The 18994-nt window shown below is 36.6% G+C and carries 17 protein-coding genes; 4 read left to right on the top strand and 13 right to left on the bottom strand.

All coding sequences use genetic code 11. The features are described from left to right. Positions 1–644: 644 nt before the first annotated feature. The 5 genes from ATG71_RS10300 to ATG71_RS10280 all read right to left on the bottom strand — a co-directional run bounded on the left by ATG71_RS10300 (position 645) and on the right by ATG71_RS10280 (position 9175). Positions 645–3857, bottom strand: coding sequence for an ABC transporter permease (locus tag ATG71_RS10300; protein WP_098439522.1), 3213 nt, complete (start codon positions 3855–3857; stop codon positions 645–647). Next, entirely contained in the window at positions 3854–4546 is a 693-nt protein-coding gene (locus ATG71_RS10295; RefSeq protein ID WP_098439521.1) for an ABC transporter ATP-binding protein, read from the bottom strand. The genes ATG71_RS10300 and ATG71_RS10295 overlap by 4 nt, the downstream gene beginning before the upstream one ends. Positions 4547–4978: 432 nt before the next feature. Then, entirely contained in the window at positions 4979–6739 is a 1761-nt protein-coding gene (locus tag ATG71_RS10290) for an ATP-binding protein (RefSeq protein WP_098439520.1), read from the bottom strand. Next, the gene (locus ATG71_RS10285) at positions 6732–7949 is read right to left on the bottom strand and encodes a hypothetical protein (RefSeq protein ID WP_098439519.1); all 1218 of its coding nucleotides are present in this window, start codon (positions 7947–7949) and stop codon (positions 6732–6734) included. Before ATG71_RS10285 ends, ATG71_RS10290 begins: the two co-directional genes overlap by 8 nt. Positions 7950–8209: 260 nt before the next feature. Then, positions 8210–9175, bottom strand: a complete 966-nt coding sequence (locus ATG71_RS10280; protein ID WP_179886509.1) for a LysR family transcriptional regulator — start codon at positions 9173–9175, stop codon at positions 8210–8212. Positions 9176–9278: 103 nt separating this feature from the next. On the opposite strand from ATG71_RS10280, the gene ATG71_RS10275 reads away from it, so the two are divergent. Then, positions 9279–10001, top strand: a complete 723-nt coding sequence (locus ATG71_RS10275) for an MFS transporter (protein ID WP_098439517.1) — start codon at positions 9279–9281, stop codon at positions 9999–10001. Beyond that, positions 9998–10492 carry an MFS transporter gene (locus ATG71_RS10270; protein WP_142953469.1) on the top strand — a complete coding sequence of 165 codons (495 nt, stop codon included), beginning with the start codon at positions 9998–10000 and terminating at the stop codon, positions 10490–10492. Before ATG71_RS10275 ends, ATG71_RS10270 begins: the two co-directional genes overlap by 4 nt. Before the next feature lie 295 nt (positions 10493–10787). Here the strand turns inward: ATG71_RS10270 and ATG71_RS10265 are convergent, their stop codons facing one another. The 4 genes from ATG71_RS10265 to bla form a co-directional block, all read right to left on the bottom strand. Beyond that, a complete protein-coding gene (locus tag ATG71_RS10265) occupies positions 10788–11663 on the bottom strand; it encodes a zf-HC2 domain-containing protein (protein ID WP_098439515.1) in 876 nt (291 codons plus the stop codon). Next, on the bottom strand, positions 11653–12141 hold the full coding sequence (locus tag ATG71_RS10260; RefSeq protein WP_098439514.1) for an RNA polymerase sigma factor: 489 nt from the start codon (positions 12139–12141) through the stop codon (positions 11653–11655). The genes ATG71_RS10265 and ATG71_RS10260 overlap by 11 nt, the downstream gene beginning before the upstream one ends. Positions 12142–12470: 329 nt before the next feature. Beyond that, on the bottom strand, positions 12471–12932 hold the full coding sequence (locus ATG71_RS10255) for a nucleoside 2-deoxyribosyltransferase (RefSeq protein WP_098439513.1): 462 nt from the start codon (positions 12930–12932) through the stop codon (positions 12471–12473). Positions 12933–13155: 223 nt separating this feature from the next. Beyond that, entirely contained in the window at positions 13156–14067 is a 912-nt protein-coding gene (bla, locus tag ATG71_RS10250) for a class A beta-lactamase (protein ID WP_098439512.1), read from the bottom strand. Between the two features lie 90 nt (positions 14068–14157). Here bla and ATG71_RS10245 point away from each other — a divergent pair, with 90 nt between their 5' ends. Beyond that, positions 14158–15000 carry a sialate O-acetylesterase gene (locus ATG71_RS10245; protein WP_098439511.1) on the top strand — a complete coding sequence of 281 codons (843 nt, stop codon included), beginning with the start codon at positions 14158–14160 and terminating at the stop codon, positions 14998–15000. Further along, positions 14997–15536 (top strand): PadR family transcriptional regulator, encoded by a 540-nt coding sequence (locus ATG71_RS10240; protein ID WP_098439510.1) that lies wholly within the window; start codon positions 14997–14999, stop codon positions 15534–15536. The genes ATG71_RS10245 and ATG71_RS10240 overlap by 4 nt, the downstream gene beginning before the upstream one ends. 119 nt (positions 15537–15655) lie before the next feature. Here ATG71_RS10240 and ATG71_RS10235 read toward each other — a convergent pair whose 3' ends face one another. The 4 genes from ATG71_RS10235 to ATG71_RS10220 form a co-directional block, all read right to left on the bottom strand. Next, positions 15656–16324, bottom strand: a complete 669-nt coding sequence (locus ATG71_RS10235; RefSeq protein WP_098439509.1) for a DNA alkylation repair protein — start codon at positions 16322–16324, stop codon at positions 15656–15658. A gap of 76 nt (positions 16325–16400) precedes the next feature. Further along, entirely contained in the window at positions 16401–17300 is a 900-nt protein-coding gene (locus ATG71_RS10230; protein WP_098439508.1) for a sensor histidine kinase, read from the bottom strand. Between the two features lie 23 nt (positions 17301–17323). Then, positions 17324–18073 carry an ABC transporter permease gene (locus ATG71_RS10225; protein ID WP_098439507.1) on the bottom strand — a complete coding sequence of 250 codons (750 nt, stop codon included), beginning with the start codon at positions 18071–18073 and terminating at the stop codon, positions 17324–17326. Then, complete coding sequence (locus ATG71_RS10220; RefSeq protein WP_098439506.1) at positions 18066–18989, bottom strand: ABC transporter ATP-binding protein; 924 nt, start codon at positions 18987–18989, stop codon at positions 18066–18068. Before ATG71_RS10220 ends, ATG71_RS10225 begins: the two co-directional genes overlap by 8 nt. Positions 18990–18994: the final 5 nt, after the last annotated feature.

Raw genomic sequence — 18994 nt, 5'->3', positions numbered from 1 at the left:
GTATTACTTCATCTTTCTTTAACCTGCCCACTAATGGAAGAAGTTAATTGCCTGGGATCAGTTGGCTGCTCTTCTGTTATTGCCACCGTTAATGGAATACGAAATTGGTTAATTATTAGAGGAAGGATTTAAATTCTTATTTTTCCTTTTATTCCTGATAATGATTATTAAAGAAGTGGTGTATGAGATTAGGAGTAAACACCCTCCAATTATATAGATATAATAAGACAACTCTCTTCCCTCTATCCAACTATTATATGCTTTCGCAAAAGCAATAAAAGCAACTATATAGCCGAATATAATATTTAATGGTCTTAAATTTTTTATCATTTTAATCCCCCAAGTTTTTTTCAAAGAGATTCATTTGGTAAAGACATAAGTTAGTCAATTATCCTGCCCTATAATTGAAGAAGGGCAATAGCCGGATCACCTTTAGTTTTTGCCCCCTTTTATCAAATAATTATTTGTAGTGGTACATCACGATTATTTAATGATATATCTAACTAATAATAAGAATTAAAAGCCCAATAAAAGAAGATATATCGAATGAAACAAATTTTGTGGTTTATTTCAAAATCCAGACCATTGAACAAAGAAATGCTACTTGTTTAGCAACCACAACTTTCGTAGAGAAATGAAAGTTGCTATTTTTTAATTTCCACCAATAAATTCCCAGGCAAGAATGAGTGAACTCCTTGGAGGACCATTTTTTCATTATTCTTAGGAATATTAAATACCAATGTAAAGTTAATCTCTCCCCCAGGCTTTAAGTAGACACCATTCCATTCCTTTTTCTGAGTTACTATAGTTTCGACTGGTTGATATTCATTCCCTGCTTCATCTAGTAATGTGTAACCATTCAACTTAGCTAAAATACTGCCATCATTAGCTGGCCCTTCAGGATATATCATTTTAGAATTAACTTTTATTTCTTCCGTTGATGCATTAAATTCCTCTTCGCTATCCCCTAACGAATAAGAAAGAGTAACAAGTTCATTTAACTCTTCATCAATTTCAATTATTTTCCACGCAGATTCCATTTTCTTTTGTAATGAATTTTGTTTAGGACTTTTTTTAGAATCTTCCTCCTTACGAGTGGCCGATTTAAACACTTCTGTCGTTTCCCCATCGGTTCCCTCTATATTTTGAGGTTCTTCTATGTCGCTCGTTGCTTTTTTCCCTTCAGGAACAGCATGCCCCAGTATTGAAAGCAGACCAACAAATAAACCAATCCCTAAAGTACCTAATGCAACTTTTAATCGCTTCTCCGTCTTTTTTGAATGTTCAGCAGAGCCACCTAAAGCTTGGTAGGGTAAAGTTTTCACTGCTTTATGTGCTGGGAATAGCGCACCAATCATTCCGGTAACAACTGGTATTACAATTGAAACTAGAAAGAAAGGAAGTTGGTCTGTTGGAAGTTGGTCATATGTTTTCCATACAAATACAAAAGCAAATAAAACACCGATGATTCCGGCAAATAGCCCGCTGAATGCCCCTTCTAGTAAAACAAGTAGTCTTATACTTCGATTATGCCATCCAATTGATTTCAAAAGTGCTATTTCAGGCTGCCTTTCAGAAACATTTTGCCATATAATTTCTGTGGTTGTTAAAATGGCTATCAACAGAGCCACACCCATAGCGATATAATGCAGTGAGCTAACCTCCATGGCCACATATTCCCCCAGCCATGTTGCATACATAACACCTTTTAGTCTAAATGTGATAAATAAGAAGATAACAAAAAGGCTGGTTGGAAGAGCGATGGAGATAACCGATAAGATGCTTCTTTTCCATTTACTAATGAAAGAATTTAAGCTCATGGACCATATCGTCCCCGATGCAATCCACCTTTTCCCTGAATGAGCGATCTCTCCAGATTTCATGGTTTCATATGGTTTTATTTTTCTTACTAGATATGCAGGAATGATTGTCCCCAGCAGGTAAATCAATAAACCGAATAGGCCAATTAGGAAAAACCTAGTGAGTGATGTGGTGATTTCACTAGTGAAATAGAAGTATCCTAATATAATCCAACTTATTACTGATACAAATACACCCAGTATGGTTGCTTCAAGGAACAAAAGCTTCGACAATTGGTTAGGTCTCCAACCAATTGACAATAATACAGCAAACTCCTTTTGGCGAGTAAACATCATAATGAGGTTTGAGGAGAATACATACACAATGGCCACAAGAATAACACTTGCGATAACTCCACTTAGTCCTACTTTTGCTTCTTTAAAGATAGACATGGATGAGCCCAGTTTAATCCATGGCTGCTCTACCCATCCTAACGAATCCTTCCCCTTTAATCCTGGAATATGGGTTAATGCCGGCTGCGGAGAAGATCCAAGGGTCACATCTGTAATAAGTCCCGTTTGATTTTCTATTGCACTAGCTACTTCATTTAAACGTTTTTCACTGGCATCATTTAGTTGATCTACCCCTTTCACTTTAATTCGGATAGATGAAATAGGTTTTTCCCCCATTACTTCAGCGGCTGCGTCTAATGTTGTTAACATGAGAGGTGGTTTCGTTAGAAAACCATAAGGATTATTTAGTGGTTTCATTTCCTTTGGTGGATTAACTGGGTTTTCATTTTTATCCAGCACCCAATTGGATTTAGATGGAAAATACGTTTCCATAGGTAATTCTGTTAATGGATCCTTTGATATATTCAATTTACCTGGATCAAATACACCCTTTATATCTAACTTTATTCTAGGAAAATCTTTAAATTCATTTCCAAACATCGTTACTGGACGATAAGCTTCCGTTTCTGCAATGGAAACATCCTCTGGTATTGCGTAGGGTTTAACTTCATAAGCAAATGGCCATCGTTCGGAGAAAGGGCTGGTTACCGGCTTATATTCAACTGGGGATGCCTTAAATCCTATAATTTTTTGAAGGTCAATCTCCATTTGGTTTTCGCCTGGTGATAAGATCTCATTAATTAAGTTCTTATGAACCTCCTGGGTAGTATATGTGAAAGAATCTACTTTCGTTCCTCCCTGTTTATCCAAATATGACTCTCCACCATTTTCTTTAACCTTCTCCATTGTTGATGCTTGTTCCTCTGATGAAAACGGCAAGTCAAGTTTTGAAATTGTAAATGTGCGCTTGCTCTCAACAAACTCCTTATTACTTATGATAACTGGTATTGCTGTTTCCGTAATACCTGTATCAATTTCAATTTTCTCTGACTTATCCTCATTAGCGAAATATTCACTGCGTGAATCCTCGACCATTGCTCCATTTAGACCTACCAACTTACTTTCAGCATCAGGATCAATGCCAGCAAGCATGACTTCAGATCCGTAAGAAAGAGGCAGTTCGCCGCTATATCGTATCGTGCCGTACTCTCTTCCCACACCGGCCGGTTCCCATCCTCCAACAGTGAAGTATAATGATCCGTTTTCAGTATCTATCCCTGCCCCAGTATTGGACTCGTCTTTAATATTTAGTCTATACACACCCGGTTCACGCACCACAACCTTGTTTACTACCATGTCGTTATTTACAAATCCTATCATAGCAATAGGAGCAGCAATATCGATATCACTCATTGCTTTTATCTGATTATATTGTTCAAGTGAAATTCCTCCCGATAATCCACTCTGATAATTAGGTTCAAGGAGATTCAAGTCTTCTGTAACACTTCTTGTATCAGGAGGTCGAACCACAATATGATAAGAAGATTTCCATCTGTTCTGAAGTTCGTCAACGATAGTGCCACTATTAGACTGTGTGACTCCGACAAGGTAGCTTAAACCGGTACTTACGATAAGAGCACCTACTAAAAGTAAAATAAACCTCCCCTTATTCCTCCACCAATTATTCCAAATAAATCTAATCATACAAATGTACCCACATTATCTGAAAGGATAGACCCATCTTTCATTTCAATGATTCGCCTAGCTTTCTTTGCTAAAACGGGATCATGCGTAACGAAAATAACTCCACACCCTTTTTCTCTGTTAAGGGAAAAGAGTAGTTCAAATATCATTTCTCCTGTTTCACTATCTAAATTCCCGGTAGGTTCATCTGCCAATAACCAATGGGGCTCATGTATTATTGCTCTTGCGATGGCAACACGCTGTTGTTGTCCCCCAGATAACTGAGAGGGCAGTGAGTTCAATTTATCTTTTAGTCCAACTTTTTCTAAAACTTCCTCAGCTTTTTGTTTCTTATTGTATGGGACTTTCCGTGAAAATAGAGGGGCCATCACGTTTTCTAATGAAGTTAATGTTGGAAGTAAGTGAAATTGCTGAAAGATAAAACCAATGTTTTCAAACCGAAAATCAGCTAATTGATTTGCTTTTAAAGCCTTAATATTCTCCCCCTTATATAGTATTTCCCCCTTAGAGGGAGCGTCGAGGGTACCAAGTAGGCTTAATAATGTTGATTTTCCAGATCCAGAAGTTCCTACAATAGAGACAAATTCTCCTTTTTGAAACTCCACATTAATATCATTTAGAGCAAGCGTGCTAACATCATCCCCTTTAAATTCTTTCGAAATTGAATTACAGGCAATTGAAAAATCCATAATAACCACCCTTTTATTTTCTGTTTTTTCTGTCTAATCAAATTATAACAAAATATTCCAAGTTTGTTGTTAAAACATCTAAACATCAGATATGTATTATTTTTTGGCACTTTTTACGGAAGTATGGCCTCTACTCGGAACTCAAATGGATAAAATAATTAACGTATCATTAAACAGTGAAAAACCCAGATCTTTAAATGACCTGAGTTGTTAATTAAATTTGTCTTTATTATTCCGTTAGCCTGCCCAATAATTGAAAAAGGGCAATAGCTGGATCCATTACCTGATCTTCAGTTATTGCCCCCTTTAACGGAAAACCCAGTTTCAAGAAATGTTAAAAATTATAATTGTTTGTTTAGCTTTTTATTTTTCTCCCTGGATCTAATAGTTTAACTTCCGGTTTTTGTAGAAAATTTAATTTCCTACGGTGTATTACTTTCCTGTCCATCTTTCAATTATGTGTTCAAAACCTAATCTTCCGACCCAACTTTTTTGCCATTCATTATGAAAGTCTACGCTTTGTGATTTGGGAGCAGGATTAGGCATTTCTTCTTTCGCAACAGAAGGTATTATTACAGCATCTCCTACCATAATAAACTCCCCTGAAGATAAATTTGGAAGTATGTTAGCAACCCCATTTGAAGTGTCCGGCAACAACCTTCTTATATAATTTTGGTCATTATAATTAGTAAGCCTAAGAGCAATGAAATTATTGCATTGAGCAAATATTGTCTCAGAAACTTCTGATGGTCTCTGGCTTACTACCATGAGACTTAAACCATATTTTCTTCCTTCTTTTGCGATTCTTTCAATAGATTTTTTCGATGATCTGTACTGAGCACTTGTGTTATTGGGCACATAAATATGTGCTTCTTCACAAACTATCATTATGGGAACATCATTTAATAAATGATCATTATGTCTAATTTTAGAATAATGAAAACTAAAATCAAAAACTATCCTTGATATGAGACTAACTGTAATACTCAGTACTTCAAAAGGGATACCGCTTAGGTCAACAATGCTAATATTAGATTTATCCAAATATCCAATAAATTGTTTTATTATATTCTCAAATTTGTCGTCTTCTTGTTGAGGAGATTTAAATAAGAAGCTTAGCCTTTTATCCTCTATTTTATTTTTAAGTCTTAAGATAAATCTATTAAATTCACCATAGTAAGGACCACCTGAAGCTTTATCAACTTTTGCAGCTGATTGGGGAACAAATTCGTATAAATCTTCGAAATAACAAATACGATCTGAAATTAATTCTCCATTAGTCAGTTTGGGTGAATTTTCTCCTTCTAGCTTACTAATCATTTCGTTGTTTAGATTTTCAATATAGTTACATACTTCTTCCATACTAAAATATACTGGTGTATCGTATGTTAAATCATTCAAATCCGGGTTGTATTTTATTTTATTTAATATTACTGCCCTTCTGAATTGTGATACTTGATTATGTGAATTTGATTCATTGCTTTCAATAAACATGTCTTCCAGTTCTTCAGAGTTCATTAGCCAATAAGGTAGTATAATATTATTTACATCTAAGACATTTAGATTGAATTTTTCTTCCTCTCTAAGAAAGAAGGCTGATGCATATTCAGAGTGGATGTCAAAAATTATTATGTGGCTGTTTTTTTGATTTTCTTTGTTAGTATTAATATTATCTTCAATACCAACGCTCTTTTGGAGTAACTTTGCCACAGTGCTTGACTTACCCGATCCTGTTGATCCAACAACCCCAACATGTTTACTGAAAAATTTATTACCATCTATCATTAAATTGATTTCATTATTTTGTATGAGTTTACCAAACTGAAAGTTATAACTCCCATTGCCATTGAAGATCTTATACATGTCAGATTCGGAAACTATATATGCTGGTTCAGTAGGTACTGGTAATGTCATATTCCCTCTTTTAAAGTCTCCGTTACTATTTAACATACCTACAGGTTGAGTATGTATATTAAATCTGAAATAGGGATTATTATCTTTATCTAGTTGGTGTATCGCCTTTACATTTGAAATAGAACTTATTATATGTTTTGAATTACCGTCGAGGATTTTAATATATTGGCCAACCTGTAGAAAGCTTTTATTCTTTTCGAATGTTCTAACATCCTGAACTTCTATTACTATATCGAGCGGAGAACTGTCAATAACAACACCTAATACTTCATTACTCATAGGAATCCCTCATTCCTAATACAAATTTTATTGCATTAAAATCACGGAGCTCAATTTTTTCATAGTTGACATCAGTACTATTGAGAAAGTAATCATTATCTGACAGGATAAATAGATCATCAGCTTTATATCTATTCAAAATTTCATGACGTTTAATATGTAACATTCGTATTTCAAATTCTCTACTAATGATTTGTCTTTTTTTATAGTTAGTGATAGGATTTCCAAAGAAATATGCTTCATCAAAGCAATCAGATGCAACCAAGCCATGGTTAGCTTTTATATTTTTCTGATGTAGCCTTACTAATATTTCATTAAATTTATGGTCTGAACAATCTAGGCAAAATAACGGTGTCCTATCATGTACAATTTTAAAGTGGTATTTGTCTAAATATTCCTTAATGAAAGTTACAATATTTTGATCAAAATCCTCTATGAATTCTTCCTTTATAATAAAGTATCTTAGTCTGGAATTTTGTTGCAAATTTACATTTAGTTGTTTTTTTCTAGTTTGTATTATTGATCGAAAACTTCTTAAGGATAGAGTCCATTTTGATAATGCTGTATTTTTTATTTTTTGTAAACATTGTAAGAATTCTCCAATGTTTATCGTTCTTTCTTTCTCAGAATGGAGTGTACTAGTTTCTGCGATGAAATTTATTGCATTTGGATATATTAAATTATCAACATACTCTTCTTTAAATCCTAAATCTAAGAAGTTCGAAATAATTACTTTTTTTAAATCGTCCATCGAGTGACCAAATTCAAACTTAAAATTCTCCAGGAATTCTTTAATGTTTACTTTTCCTTTTAGGTTTGCTGCTTTAATGGATAATTTCTTATTTTTAGTAGATAATATTTCCTCAATATCTTCTGTAGTTAAGTTTATTTCCTCCCCAAACATGTGAGGAAAATATGCATAGAGTATGTATGTTACGCCATTATCTTTATTTCCAGAATTATACCAGTGTTCCATCATCTGAATAATGGGTTTATATACCTGAGATAACGTGAACTTTTCTATAGATTCATGATACTTGCATTGAATTGCTTCCGTTCTACCAGCAGTGAAGACCTCTACATCTTCAATAATACCTTCTATTGAAACAAACTCCTCTGAAGGCTTACTTTGAATTTCCAATAATGTTTTATGAAATTGATATAAAAATCCCTGTATAGTGTAATCAGCAGTTCTTGAAATAGAAATCACCCTTCATACTTGCTATTGATATATTATCAATTGTGTCAAATTCTATATATTTCCACAAGTTGAATTTTCAATAGACAGCCTAAATATCTTTGATTACTCATAAAATTTATTTCATTAAACTGCCCTTTAACTTAATACCAATTATTTCAAAATATAGTGTTTTACTCAAGAAAAACTTCAAAGGGGGCTCATCCTGTTCTAGATTAGCCCCCATTTATTGAATAAGACTTGTTATATTGTTATTGACAAACACTGGACCTTTAATCGACTATATGTTGAGCGATAATAGCTGCCACCTCGCCTTTATTAAGGGCACCGTCTACAACTAAATCAGAATTGGATTTTGTTGTATGTAAGATTAGATTTATTAAATTTCTAACTGCCGGACCTAGATCAACATCCCGGCGCATACACAATCTTATTTTTCTAGAAAGTTGGAGGTCTTCTATGTAAACAATATCAATAAGCTCTGCTTTTAAATAAGGCAAAATTGCTAATTTTGGCGCTAAAGTAATACCATATCCAAATGAAACTATCTGAATCGCTTCTTCAATTTTCTCTACTTGAATTGGCGCATTCTGCAAGTGGATTTGCCTGACATGACATAAAGAATCTATTAAAGCTTTAGTGGAACTTCCTTCTCCTCTTAGAATAAAACACTCATTCATAAGATCTTTAAATTCTACAACCTTTGAACCTAGAGGGTGACCTCGAGGTACAATAAAAAAGAGTTCGTCTTCTAGCAGGTCAATGGCTTCCAGCTCTTCTGGAATCGAAAAAGGACTTGCAATTACTGCAATATCGGTTTCATACATGACCAATTTTTCTAATGCACTTTCAGTATTACCGGAATTCAAGGTAATTTCAGCTGATGGATAAAGCTTTTTAAAGTTAGCAATCCATTTGGGAAGTAAGTAACTTGCCGGAAAATTTGTAGCAAAGATTCTTACCTTACCTGCTTCCCCAGTCGTATATTGTTGAATTTTCTTTTCTACTTCCTCCTCTGTAATAAACAACTTAATGGCTTGTTGATATATAAATCCACCGGCCTCGGTAAGCTCGATTCCCCGACCTTTTGCTCTAAAAAGTGTGACACCAAGTTCTTTTTCCAAATTCCTAATTTGCATTGTAATTGCAGGTTGACTAATATGTAACTGCTTTGCTGCGCTTGTAATACTTCCCATCTGTACTACATTGATAAATTGGCGTAAAGCGTGTAGATTCATCAACATCCCCCTATAAATAAAATTTATGAATTAATAAAATATATATATTTTTCTTATCATTTTATCTCTTTTACAATAATTATGAAAGAGAGGGAGGAAATTGATGGAAAAAACATCTAGTAAATCGAACATAATAATAACTGCTCTCATTACAGGTATTTGCTTGCTAACAGATTCTATGCTGTATATTGCTTTGCCCCTTTATTGGAAAGAAGCTGGATTATCTTCACTAATAGAAGTTGGCCTCCTATTGTCGGTTAATCGCTTAATTCGTATACCACTTAATCCGTTTGCTGCTTTTATAACTAGAACCTTAAATCTTCGACTTTCCTTGTTACTAGCCATCTGTTTAACCATAATAGTAAACATTGGTTTTTTCTCCCTAAATGGACTCCTATTTTGGTTAATACTTCGTTGTGTATGGGGATTTGCATGGGCCTTATTACGCCTTACAGGGCATTTAATGGTGGTGCAATTGTCTACCAATTCCAATAAAGGGCATTTAATGGGGATGTATAATGGAACTTATCGATTAGGAAGTTTAGCAGGAATGACCATAGGGGGATTTTTATGCTACCAAATTGGCCTTAAGTTAACTTGCCTGGTATTTGCATGTATATGCTCTTTAGCTATACCTTTCATATTTTTTCTCTCTTATAAGTCTTTACCACCTAGACAAGAATCGGGGATAGTTAAGATCTCTCTTCTAAAAAAAGGGGTATCCAGCTATCGCTTTTCAGAGGTTTCATCGTATCTTTCCTCCTACAAGGGGTGTTTCTTTCAACTGTTAGCTTTTACTTATCTAAGCATTACGGTGGGACTTTGACTTTTAACGGTATACTATTAACTTCAGGAGTCGTCTCAGGGCTTCTTCTCGGAATGAGATGGGCATGGGAGCCCTTCTTGGCTCCATTTATAGGAAGGATTTCAGACGGGAAGTGGGGCAGGCATTCTATACTTCTAAGCGCCTTACTAATTATCGGAAGTTTATATCCTTTTATGGATAGCCAACTCCCATTTATGATATGGGGTCTCATCATTATCGCCATACTAATTTGTTCAACCATTATTACAACCTTAACCGATACATTAGTATCTGACGAAGCTTACCAAATTGAGGGGAGAACTTCATTAATTAATTACTATTCAATAGCTGTAGACTTTGGGGCAGCTTTAGGGCCACTTATAGCCTATCATTTTATTACTGAAGGAAAACTCTTCCTCTTCCTCTGCTCAGGATTAGCTATCTGTCTAGCGATGATATCCTCAAACGAACACCTTAAACAAAAAGACAAATGTTCTTCTGTTACACAATGATCAGAAGAACATCTGTCTTTTAATAGTACTTCTTTATACATATCTCTTTTCGAAATCTCCCTCTAATTTCCAGCATTACTTTGGGTGATCAGCTTTTTCAATCTTCCGTTAAACTGCCCTTTAACTTAATACCAATTATTTCAAATTCTAACTTCATACTCAAGAAAAATATTCATAATAAAAGAGCTTACCTGATGCTGGATAAGCCCCGAAAGTTAAGTTTATGTTCGAATGTTAGTTCTTTTTCTAGATTTAAGCCCTTAATGCTTTTAGCTCATACTAACTTGAAAAAATATTATCCCATTACATCTTTCAGATGGTTATTTTGTCTCTTTAAAAACAACCAAACTACAAAAAGAATACTAAAAATAATAAACATTAGTATAGGTGCCTGAAAAAAGCTCCAAGTGCTTGGTCCGTAATAGGTTAATTGGTGATGTCTCTCAATAGTTTTTTCATACGAACTCTTATATTCGTATTGAATACCCCATTGTTTATTCGCCATCATTACGGTTCCTAAGTCATAACCACTAGGAACAATTGTCTCTCTCTTTCCCAAAACACCCTCGTCTCCAATGACAATCGCGGCTTTACTGTACTCAATAGGATAGATCGTTGTAGGTTCCTGTTTTACAGAAGGATTTTCCTGTAAGCGATCTTTTAAATTTGCTGCTGGAAAAACAGCTAACAAATTCAGTTTTTCATTATACTTTTTAAAAATAGTAAGAAGTTGTTTTTCTTCTTTTTCAGTCAATTCTGTTGAGTCTCCAAGAATTTGAAATACATCATCCATAATAGCTTCTTTTTCTTGGTCTACAACTTCTAGATTAGTTACTTCTTCTTTATATTCACTAAACTTTTTATTTGATTGAATTAGAAAAACGAATCCAATCAGCAAGGAGCAAAGTGTAGCTATAAGTAAATAATTCGTCAGTTTCTTTTGAGCATTGAAAAACCTGGATACTTTCTGAAATGGTCTCTTCACTTCCACTTTATATACTTCATCCATGTTATTAGATAAATCAACATTATTTTTCATACTTTCTAATACTTCTCTACATTTTTCACACGAATTCATATGTTCCTCAATAAAATGAATACTATCTTGGCTGCACAAATGATCGATATAAGAAGGGAGTAAATCTCTTACTATATTGCATTTATTGTCCATTGTTATCCCTACCCCTTTCCCTTAATTTCATTTTAGCCCTATAAAAAGTAACTCTCGCCCAGTTTTCATTTTTCAGTTGAATTTCTCCTATCTCTTTGAAACTAAGACCGCCTAAGATCCTCAAAAGCAACACCTCTTTATATGGTTCTTCAAGGAAGTGAATAGTTCGATAAAGGGCAATTTTGTCTTCCGAATAAATAAATTCAGCTTCAGGAGAAGTATGTAATGCGTCATCTTGAAACTTATGTCTTTGTTGTTTCTTATTTTGTTCAAGGTGCTTATAATAAGAGTGCTTCGCTATTTGACAAAGCCAGACTGACATTTTACATTCACCATTATATCTATCAATGGATTTTACAGCTTGATAGAAGGTTTCTTGTGTTAGTTCTTCTGATAAATCTGCGTTGTGACAAAGACACATTAGATATTTGAATACTTCTTCAGCATAATTGCTATATATTTCATCAAGTTCTCCCAAGCCTTTTCCTCCTTTCGTCTATATATCCGATTCAAGTCAATTTCGTTACAAAAAACTACTATTTTTTTATTGGCATTAGAAAACCGCCGAACTAAATGGCGGCGATTAGTATATAAATTATATAATTTTAAAAGTAACCTTACTTTAAACTAGTTCTGGCTGTAGAGTCCGTCCTTTCACAACCTTGTCTAATTTTAGCATAAACACCAATATTTTTTTAGAAACCTTGTTCCATTAAATGGCCCTTTAGCAGAATAACCACCAAATAAAAAACATCGCCTCCATTCATTCTGAAGAAAGCGATATCTCCTTAATCCTGTTACAACCCATCATATCACCGGCCCCTCATAAGGAGCTTTCGGCATACGATGAAAATCATACGTTTTCAGATCTTCTACTTTCGTAAAGTAAGCGTGTAAACTGTCTGCCATCATTAAATTCATGACGGAATTTTTTTCATTAATCAATAGGATGGGCTTTTGCATGGCGTGGGCGTACCCGATTTCAAATGCCGTTCCGCTGTCCACGTACTTGCCTTCGTAATCGCGGATGCCCACCACTACATCGGATCGCCTTAAATGCCTCAGATCATTGCGGAATACCTTCCGCCTCCACTCTTTTGAACCAAATTCGAGATGTTCAAATTGATGAAATCGTGCGGAGAAGATTTCTGACACATACGGATTCCGCATAAGGGCATGTTCAAGTCTTTGTACCCTGTCTATTTGTTCCTTACTAAAGAAGGGACTTGCGATAAATACTCTGACGTTTCTTATAATCGTGTTCTCCATGTGAACTCCCCCCGAAAAGGACTAATAATTTATTTTATTAGAGGCCTTCCAGGTTCATGTATATGAGTTTGGTTGGGGTGCGCCACGGGGACAGGCACCGCGGCTTCTATTCAAAGAGCCATAGGATCTGTCCCCCTGGCTGCGATATATATGAACATATTGAGGTGGGTTGAATATTTTTCAACCTTTGACCTTAAACAATAGTGAAGAACATTTCAGAAAATCACTTAAAAGCATTCACTGTAACCTTAGCTGCCTTTGCTATAAGTTCATTATCATAGGCAGCATCCTTCGTATCACGGCTGGACAGAACCGCAATGATAATGGGATCTCGATTCGGTGGCCAAACGATAGCAATATCGTTTCGCGTTCCGTAGTCTCCTGCTCCCGTTTTATCGCCTACCACCCATCCTTTAGGTACGGCCGCACGGATTAGTTCGTCTCCAGTAGTATTCCTCTTCATCCAATCTGTCAGGATTGTACGCTTATCCTCCGGGAGCACATCGTCTACGGTGAAAGCCTTCAGGTTGGTGGCAAGTGCTCTTGCTGTACTGGTATCACGGATGTCTCCTGGGATGGCACTGTTCAAATCAGTCTCAAAGCGATCAGCCTCGGTGACAGGATCGCCGATTTGCCTCATTGCATTTTCGAAGCCGTCAGGTCCTCCTAGTTCCTGAAATAAAAGGTTCCCGGCGGTATTATCGCTGTAACGGATAGCCGCATCGCAAATTCCCCTAAGGGTCATCCCGGTATCTACGTGTTGCTCTGTAATGGGCGAATACGTGACGAGGTCATCCTTGGTGTAGGTGATGACTTCATCAAGTTCATCCATCGAGTTTTGTTGCAGCACTGCCCCTGCTGCCAAAGCCTTATAAGTGGATGTGTAGGCAAACCGTTCATCAGGTCGATAGACCACCGTGCGTTTTGTACCGGTGTCAATTGCATAGACGCCGAGCCGGGCATCAAACTTTTTCTCGAGTTGCATGAACTTATGAGCATTCCCATGACTTGTTGCTTTTTCTTTTGCTTCAGTCTGCTCTAATCCGTTTCCAAAGAGGCTTAAACCGACAAGACTGAAACTTAACAGTCCAACACACATCCAGATTTTTAACATTCTGACACTTTTCAACATCATCAGCCCTCTCCTGTTTTATTGACAATAGTCTAATTAGACTTTATACTAGCTTAGTCTAATTAGACTATTGTGTAAAGGAATGAAACTGAAATGATAAAATCTTTTTTAATGGTAGGACAATCGAATATGGCAGGTCGTGGATTCCTGCATGAGGTAGACCCGATCTATAATGAAAAAATAAAAATGCTTCGCAACGGTCAGTGGCAAATGATGACTGAGCCGATTAATTATGACCGTCCTGTTGCTGGTGTAAGTCTGGCAGCATCTTTTGCAGACCAGTGTTCGAAAGCCAACCCGGATGATGAAATTGGATTGATTCCTTGTGCGGAAGGCGGCAGTTCCTTGAACGATTGGCACCCGCAAGGCACTCTTTTCAAACATGCTTTGTCAGACGCCCGCTTTGCTCTTGAAACCAGTGAAATTTGTGGCATCCTTTGGCATCAAGGTGAAAGTGACAGCCATCACTCTCTCCATGAGACCTATTACGAAAAGTTATCTCTTATCATTGAAACGTTACGTAAAGAATTAAACCTTCAAGACGTCCCATTGATCATTGGTGAGCTTGGTCATTTCTTAGGGAAAGAAGGTTTCGGAAAGTACTCATCAGAGTTTCAAGAAATCAACGCTGAATTACGTCGATTTGCTCATGAGCAGCCGAATTGTTATTTTGTATCGGCAAAAGGTCTAACTTCCAATCCGGATGGTATTCATTTGAACGCCGTTTCCCAACGAAAATTCGGTTTTCGCTACTTCGAGGCATTTTCGAAAAAGCGTCATATCTCAGGACCTCTTACGGATGAAAATCAATCCCTAACGATCAACCATACCTATTCGAAAACGGAACAAATGTATATTCACAGTATGAATTTGGCTCTGGGTAAAATCACATACGCTGAATTTGAAGCGCAGATGGCGAAGGTGATGCAACCTTGATTCCCTTACTCATCCTTGGATTACTTATTCAAAACCCCGGAGCTCATGGATACGAACTTTTAAGTTTAATGGAAAAACGACATTATAAATATATCGTCAACTTTACGAAAGGATCATTTTATTACAATTTACAACAACTCCAAGAAAAAGGGTTGATTGAAGAAACACATGAAGGACGTTCAAACAACGGTCGTGACATTCACACCTTTAAAGTAACGTCTTTAGGAATAGAAGAATTTGATAAATTAATGGCCAAATACGGAACCAAATCGGAGTATGTAAACTTACAAGTTTATGGGGCATTACTCTTTGCGGATGTATACGATAAACAAAAATTATTAGACTTAATCCAATCCCAAATTGATCAAACGGAATCCAGAATTGCTCTTCTCGATGAGTACTTAGCTACCATTGAAGAATCACCTGGTAAGATTGATTATTTTGGTCGCATGAACGAAAATTCACGATCTCATCACTTAGTGAATTTAAAGTGGTTTAAGGAATTGAAGGCAGATATAGAAGGCGCTACTGATTAAAACTAAAATCACCTATCCCAAAATGGAAAAGGATCTGGAAGTTTACCTTCAGATCCTGTCCTTATTGAGGCTTTGCATTCTTTTGTTCACATTAATCCTTCTGAATGTTTCAGCTGTAGCTAATTTTTCATTCGTTTGTTAACTTCAATTGTAATGAATTCCGGCAAATAATTTGGGGTACATCCTTTTGATACCTTTTGATCTTTGTAAAGACCCGTTTTTTCACCAAGTTTCACACAACGATCACGATACTTTTCATCATAAACGCCTATCCAGCCAGCAGTGAAATTCATAGCCCATTGAACTTCCGGTTCTTCCTGCGTAATAGTAGCTTCAATTGCAGATAGTATGTCTGCAGTGTTATCAGGCGGTGTTTGTCCAGTCCATCTCAAACGCCCTTGATAATACCAGAAAGCTCGCCTTTGAAGAGCAGAAGGACTATTCCCCCACGACTCCATCAACGCAATGTTCTTCTTGTCTTTAGTGAGCTGATTAGCCATTAACCAATCCATTAAGTTATTTCGCTCATCATATGTGTGGGTCTGCATATCCTTATCAAGCTTATTCAGGACATCTTGTGAAAGATGCTGTTTGTCCATAATTAAAATTGCCAATAGTCTCGGCAAGAACTCTTCGGTTGACCAAAGTTCCATAGCTAGTCCGTGATCTTTTTTAATTTCCTTCGCGATTTTCCTTAAGTCGCCTAGCTTGGTTTTACTATTGAGCTGAGATAGAATGTTGTCTGCTTTTGAAGAGCGTTTTATTTCTGTGCTATTATTTTTATTCATTTGACACCACTCCTTTTTAAAGCACTGTTAGTCATTGGCAGGCTATATCTATAAAATCGATTAGATTTTTACTCGGTCATTTCATATGCCATTCGCAGATCATCGTTAAATGTTGCTCCTCTAATTCTGCATAAATGCATCCGTTCATTTTTTCCATCAAGCTTTTTGTAATTGACAAGCCTAGCCCCGTACCGTTTCCGGTTCTTGTCTGGTCCGCCTTATAAAAACGGTCGAACATGTGATGGACCTCAAGCTCACTTGTATTCTCAACAGAATTTGAAATCTTCAACTGAATGATTCCTTCTTTTTCACAAAGCTGAATGGATACATTTCCGGTCGAGTATCTAATGGCGTTCACGGCTAAATTTTCAATCACTCTTTTTACGAGAGAGGGATCTGTCATGATCATAATTTCCTGATCTGGGAGATGCATGTCCGGTTTTATGTTTCGCTTATTAAATTCATCATAATACCCCAATAGCGATTCAATCATGAGATGATTCATACTGACCTTTTCCACTTTCAAAGGATAATCTTCCCGTTCAATGATCGACAGCTCGAAGAAATCTTCTAGTAACACCTTTAACCTTCTTGCACTATTTTTGATAGTTTCAATGTGTTTCTTCTTTGTCCCATCACTTATTTCATCTGACTCCAATAACTGAATATATCCTAAAATGGACGTCATCGGTGTGCGAATATCATGAGAAATATGAGAGATTGCCTGTCGCAATTCATTTTCAGTGGAGCGTTTGACGGCAATAGCCTGTTTCGTGGCATCAATCTGATGATTGATTTCCTTGGCTAATAGTTCGAAATCACGATCATAAAAGCTAATCGTCAATTTCTTCCCCGATTCATGCTGGTGTAATTGCTGGAGTTGCAGGACTGCATTTTTTATTTCCTTTTTCAACAGATAATAGCGGGTGAGGACGTAGGCAAACGCTGCCAGAATGGCTAATAATACATAAAGCATGACTTTACCCCACCCACTTTCGTTTACTTAATTTCTTTTTTCTGAAATATAATACTACCTAATGCACCAAATAACAGAAACGTAAAGATCGGAACGACTACCATGGTTAAAAGGTCTCCGCTTACCATTGTATCCACCAACATAATTTCGTAAATCAATTTAAAGACGGAATAATTTAAGATGGTTTCAAACATTGGGACTTTAGCCGCCAACATTTGCAGGGGCCAATCAGCAAATACAAAGAACAGGAGAAGAAACCCTATCGTTTTCCCACTGTCTGTAAACAGGATCGAAAAGATCGCCATAATGGAAGCAAAGGCTGCCCCGTACATTGTAATCAATCCCAGCGTTTGGAAGTAATAACTCCACCCAGGCATCTCGTCAAATCCAAAATAGAAGGCACTGGATCCCGTCATCAAGATCGGTAATATCAATGAGATGATGATCGCTCCGATGGAAAATATGATTAGCTTTGCAGAGTAGATCCGGAACCTGCTATTCCCTGAAGACACCATACTTTTCATCGTACCCATGGAATATTCACTCGTAATGAAGAAGCCTGCCAAAATACTTGGGATAAGCTTCACTATATTCGCATGAGGACCGAGAATACTATCCCGATAATAATCCTTTACGGTTGGCAATCCCGATGCCCCATTATCAAATTCTATCAGTGGAAACAACACTGCTGCCGCGACTAACATCCAGGTCAGGAATCGAAATGACCGGTCTTTCTTTAATTTATACCACTCCGTTTTGAAGAGATTACCCATGCTGAACACCTCCGATACGATGACTAAAGTACGTTTCCAAATCTTCTCCCATTGGCATAAATTGTTCTATGACCAATCCTTCACTGGTTAAGATTTTGGAGACCTCACCCGGTACATCAACATAGGCAAACAGTCTGATGGTTCCATCAGGCATGACTTCAAACTCTTGTGTGGAAAAATGATTTTCGATTACCGTTGCAGCTCTTTGGGGATCGTCCACTTTAATATGCAAGTATTGCTGACATTTTTCATTCAATTCTTTGGCTGAAAGTTGTTCCAACAATTCTCCGTGATGAATAATCCCATAGTGCGTGGCAAGTAGGTGCAGCTCACTTAATATATGACTGGAGATTAGGATCGTAATCCCATATTCTTGATTCAGCTTTTTAAGTAATTCCCTTACTTCGACGACACCCATTGGATCCAGTCCATTTATCGGTTCATCCAGAATCAAAAACTCAGGATCCCCTAATAATGCGATACCAAGACCTAGACGCTGTTTCATCCCTAAAGAAAAATTCTTCGCCTTCTTTTTTCCTGTATTCTGCAACCCGACTAACGACAAGGTTTTTTCAATGCAGTCTTTTCCCGGTATTCCTTTCAGCAGACGGTGTGCTTCCAGATTTTCAGCGGCAGTCATCTGGGGGTATAGAGCGGGACCTTCAATGATCGTCCCTATTCTTTTTCTGGCTTCAATGATATTTCGCTCATCGTTTTCTCCAAACAATTCAAACGTACCTGTCGTTGGATAGGCGAGTCCGGTGATTACACGAATCAGCGTTGATTTCCCAGCACCATTCTGGCCGATAAATCCATATATCGATCCTTTTTTTATCATGACACTTACTTTGTTAAGCGCCATTTTATCTTGATATGTTTTGGTCAGTTGGTTGGTTTTTAATACATATTCATTCATCCAGA

It is taken from the genome of Bacillus sp. es.034, assembly GCF_002563655.1.
GTDB lineage: Bacteria > Bacillota > Bacilli > Bacillales > Bacillaceae_B > Rossellomorea.
Note: the sequence above shows the minus strand (reverse complement) of the source record. Positions and strands in the feature narration are given on the sequence as shown.

Bases quoted from the DNA above. Each gene is read 5' to 3' on its own strand.
- ATG71_RS10300 (WP_098439522.1), bottom strand. From the start codon at position 3,857: ATGATTAGATTTATTTGGAATAATTGGTGGAGGAATAAGGGGAGGTTT.
- ATG71_RS10295 (WP_098439521.1), bottom strand. From the start codon at position 4,546: ATGGATTTTTCAATTGCCTGTAATTCAATTTCGAAAGAATTTAAAGGG.
- ATG71_RS10290 (WP_098439520.1), bottom strand. From the start codon at position 6,739: ATGAGTAATGAAGTATTAGGTGTTGTTATTGACAGTTCTCCGCTCGAT.
- ATG71_RS10280 (WP_179886509.1), bottom strand. From the start codon at position 9,175: ATGAATCTACACGCTTTACGCCAATTTATCAATGTAGTACAGATGGGA.
- ATG71_RS10275 (WP_098439517.1), top strand. From the start codon at position 9,279: ATGGAAAAAACATCTAGTAAATCGAACATAATAATAACTGCTCTCATT.
- ATG71_RS10265 (WP_098439515.1), bottom strand. From the start codon at position 11,663: ATGGACAATAAATGCAATATAGTAAGAGATTTACTCCCTTCTTATATC.
- ATG71_RS10255 (WP_098439513.1), bottom strand. From the start codon at position 12,932: ATGGAGAACACGATTATAAGAAACGTCAGAGTATTTATCGCAAGTCCC.
- bla (WP_098439512.1), bottom strand. From the start codon at position 14,067: ATGATGTTGAAAAGTGTCAGAATGTTAAAAATCTGGATGTGTGTTGGA.
- ATG71_RS10245 (WP_098439511.1), top strand. From the start codon at position 14,158: ATGATAAAATCTTTTTTAATGGTAGGACAATCGAATATGGCAGGTCGT.
- ATG71_RS10235 (WP_098439509.1), bottom strand. From the start codon at position 16,324: ATGAATAAAAATAATAGCACAGAAATAAAACGCTCTTCAAAAGCAGAC.
- ATG71_RS10230 (WP_098439508.1), bottom strand. From the start codon at position 17,300: ATGCTTTATGTATTATTAGCCATTCTGGCAGCGTTTGCCTACGTCCTC.
- ATG71_RS10225 (WP_098439507.1), bottom strand. From the start codon at position 18,073: ATGGGTAATCTCTTCAAAACGGAGTGGTATAAATTAAAGAAAGACCGG.
- ATG71_RS10220 (WP_098439506.1), bottom strand. From the start codon at position 18,989: ATGAATGAATATGTATTAAAAACCAACCAACTGACCAAAACATATCAA.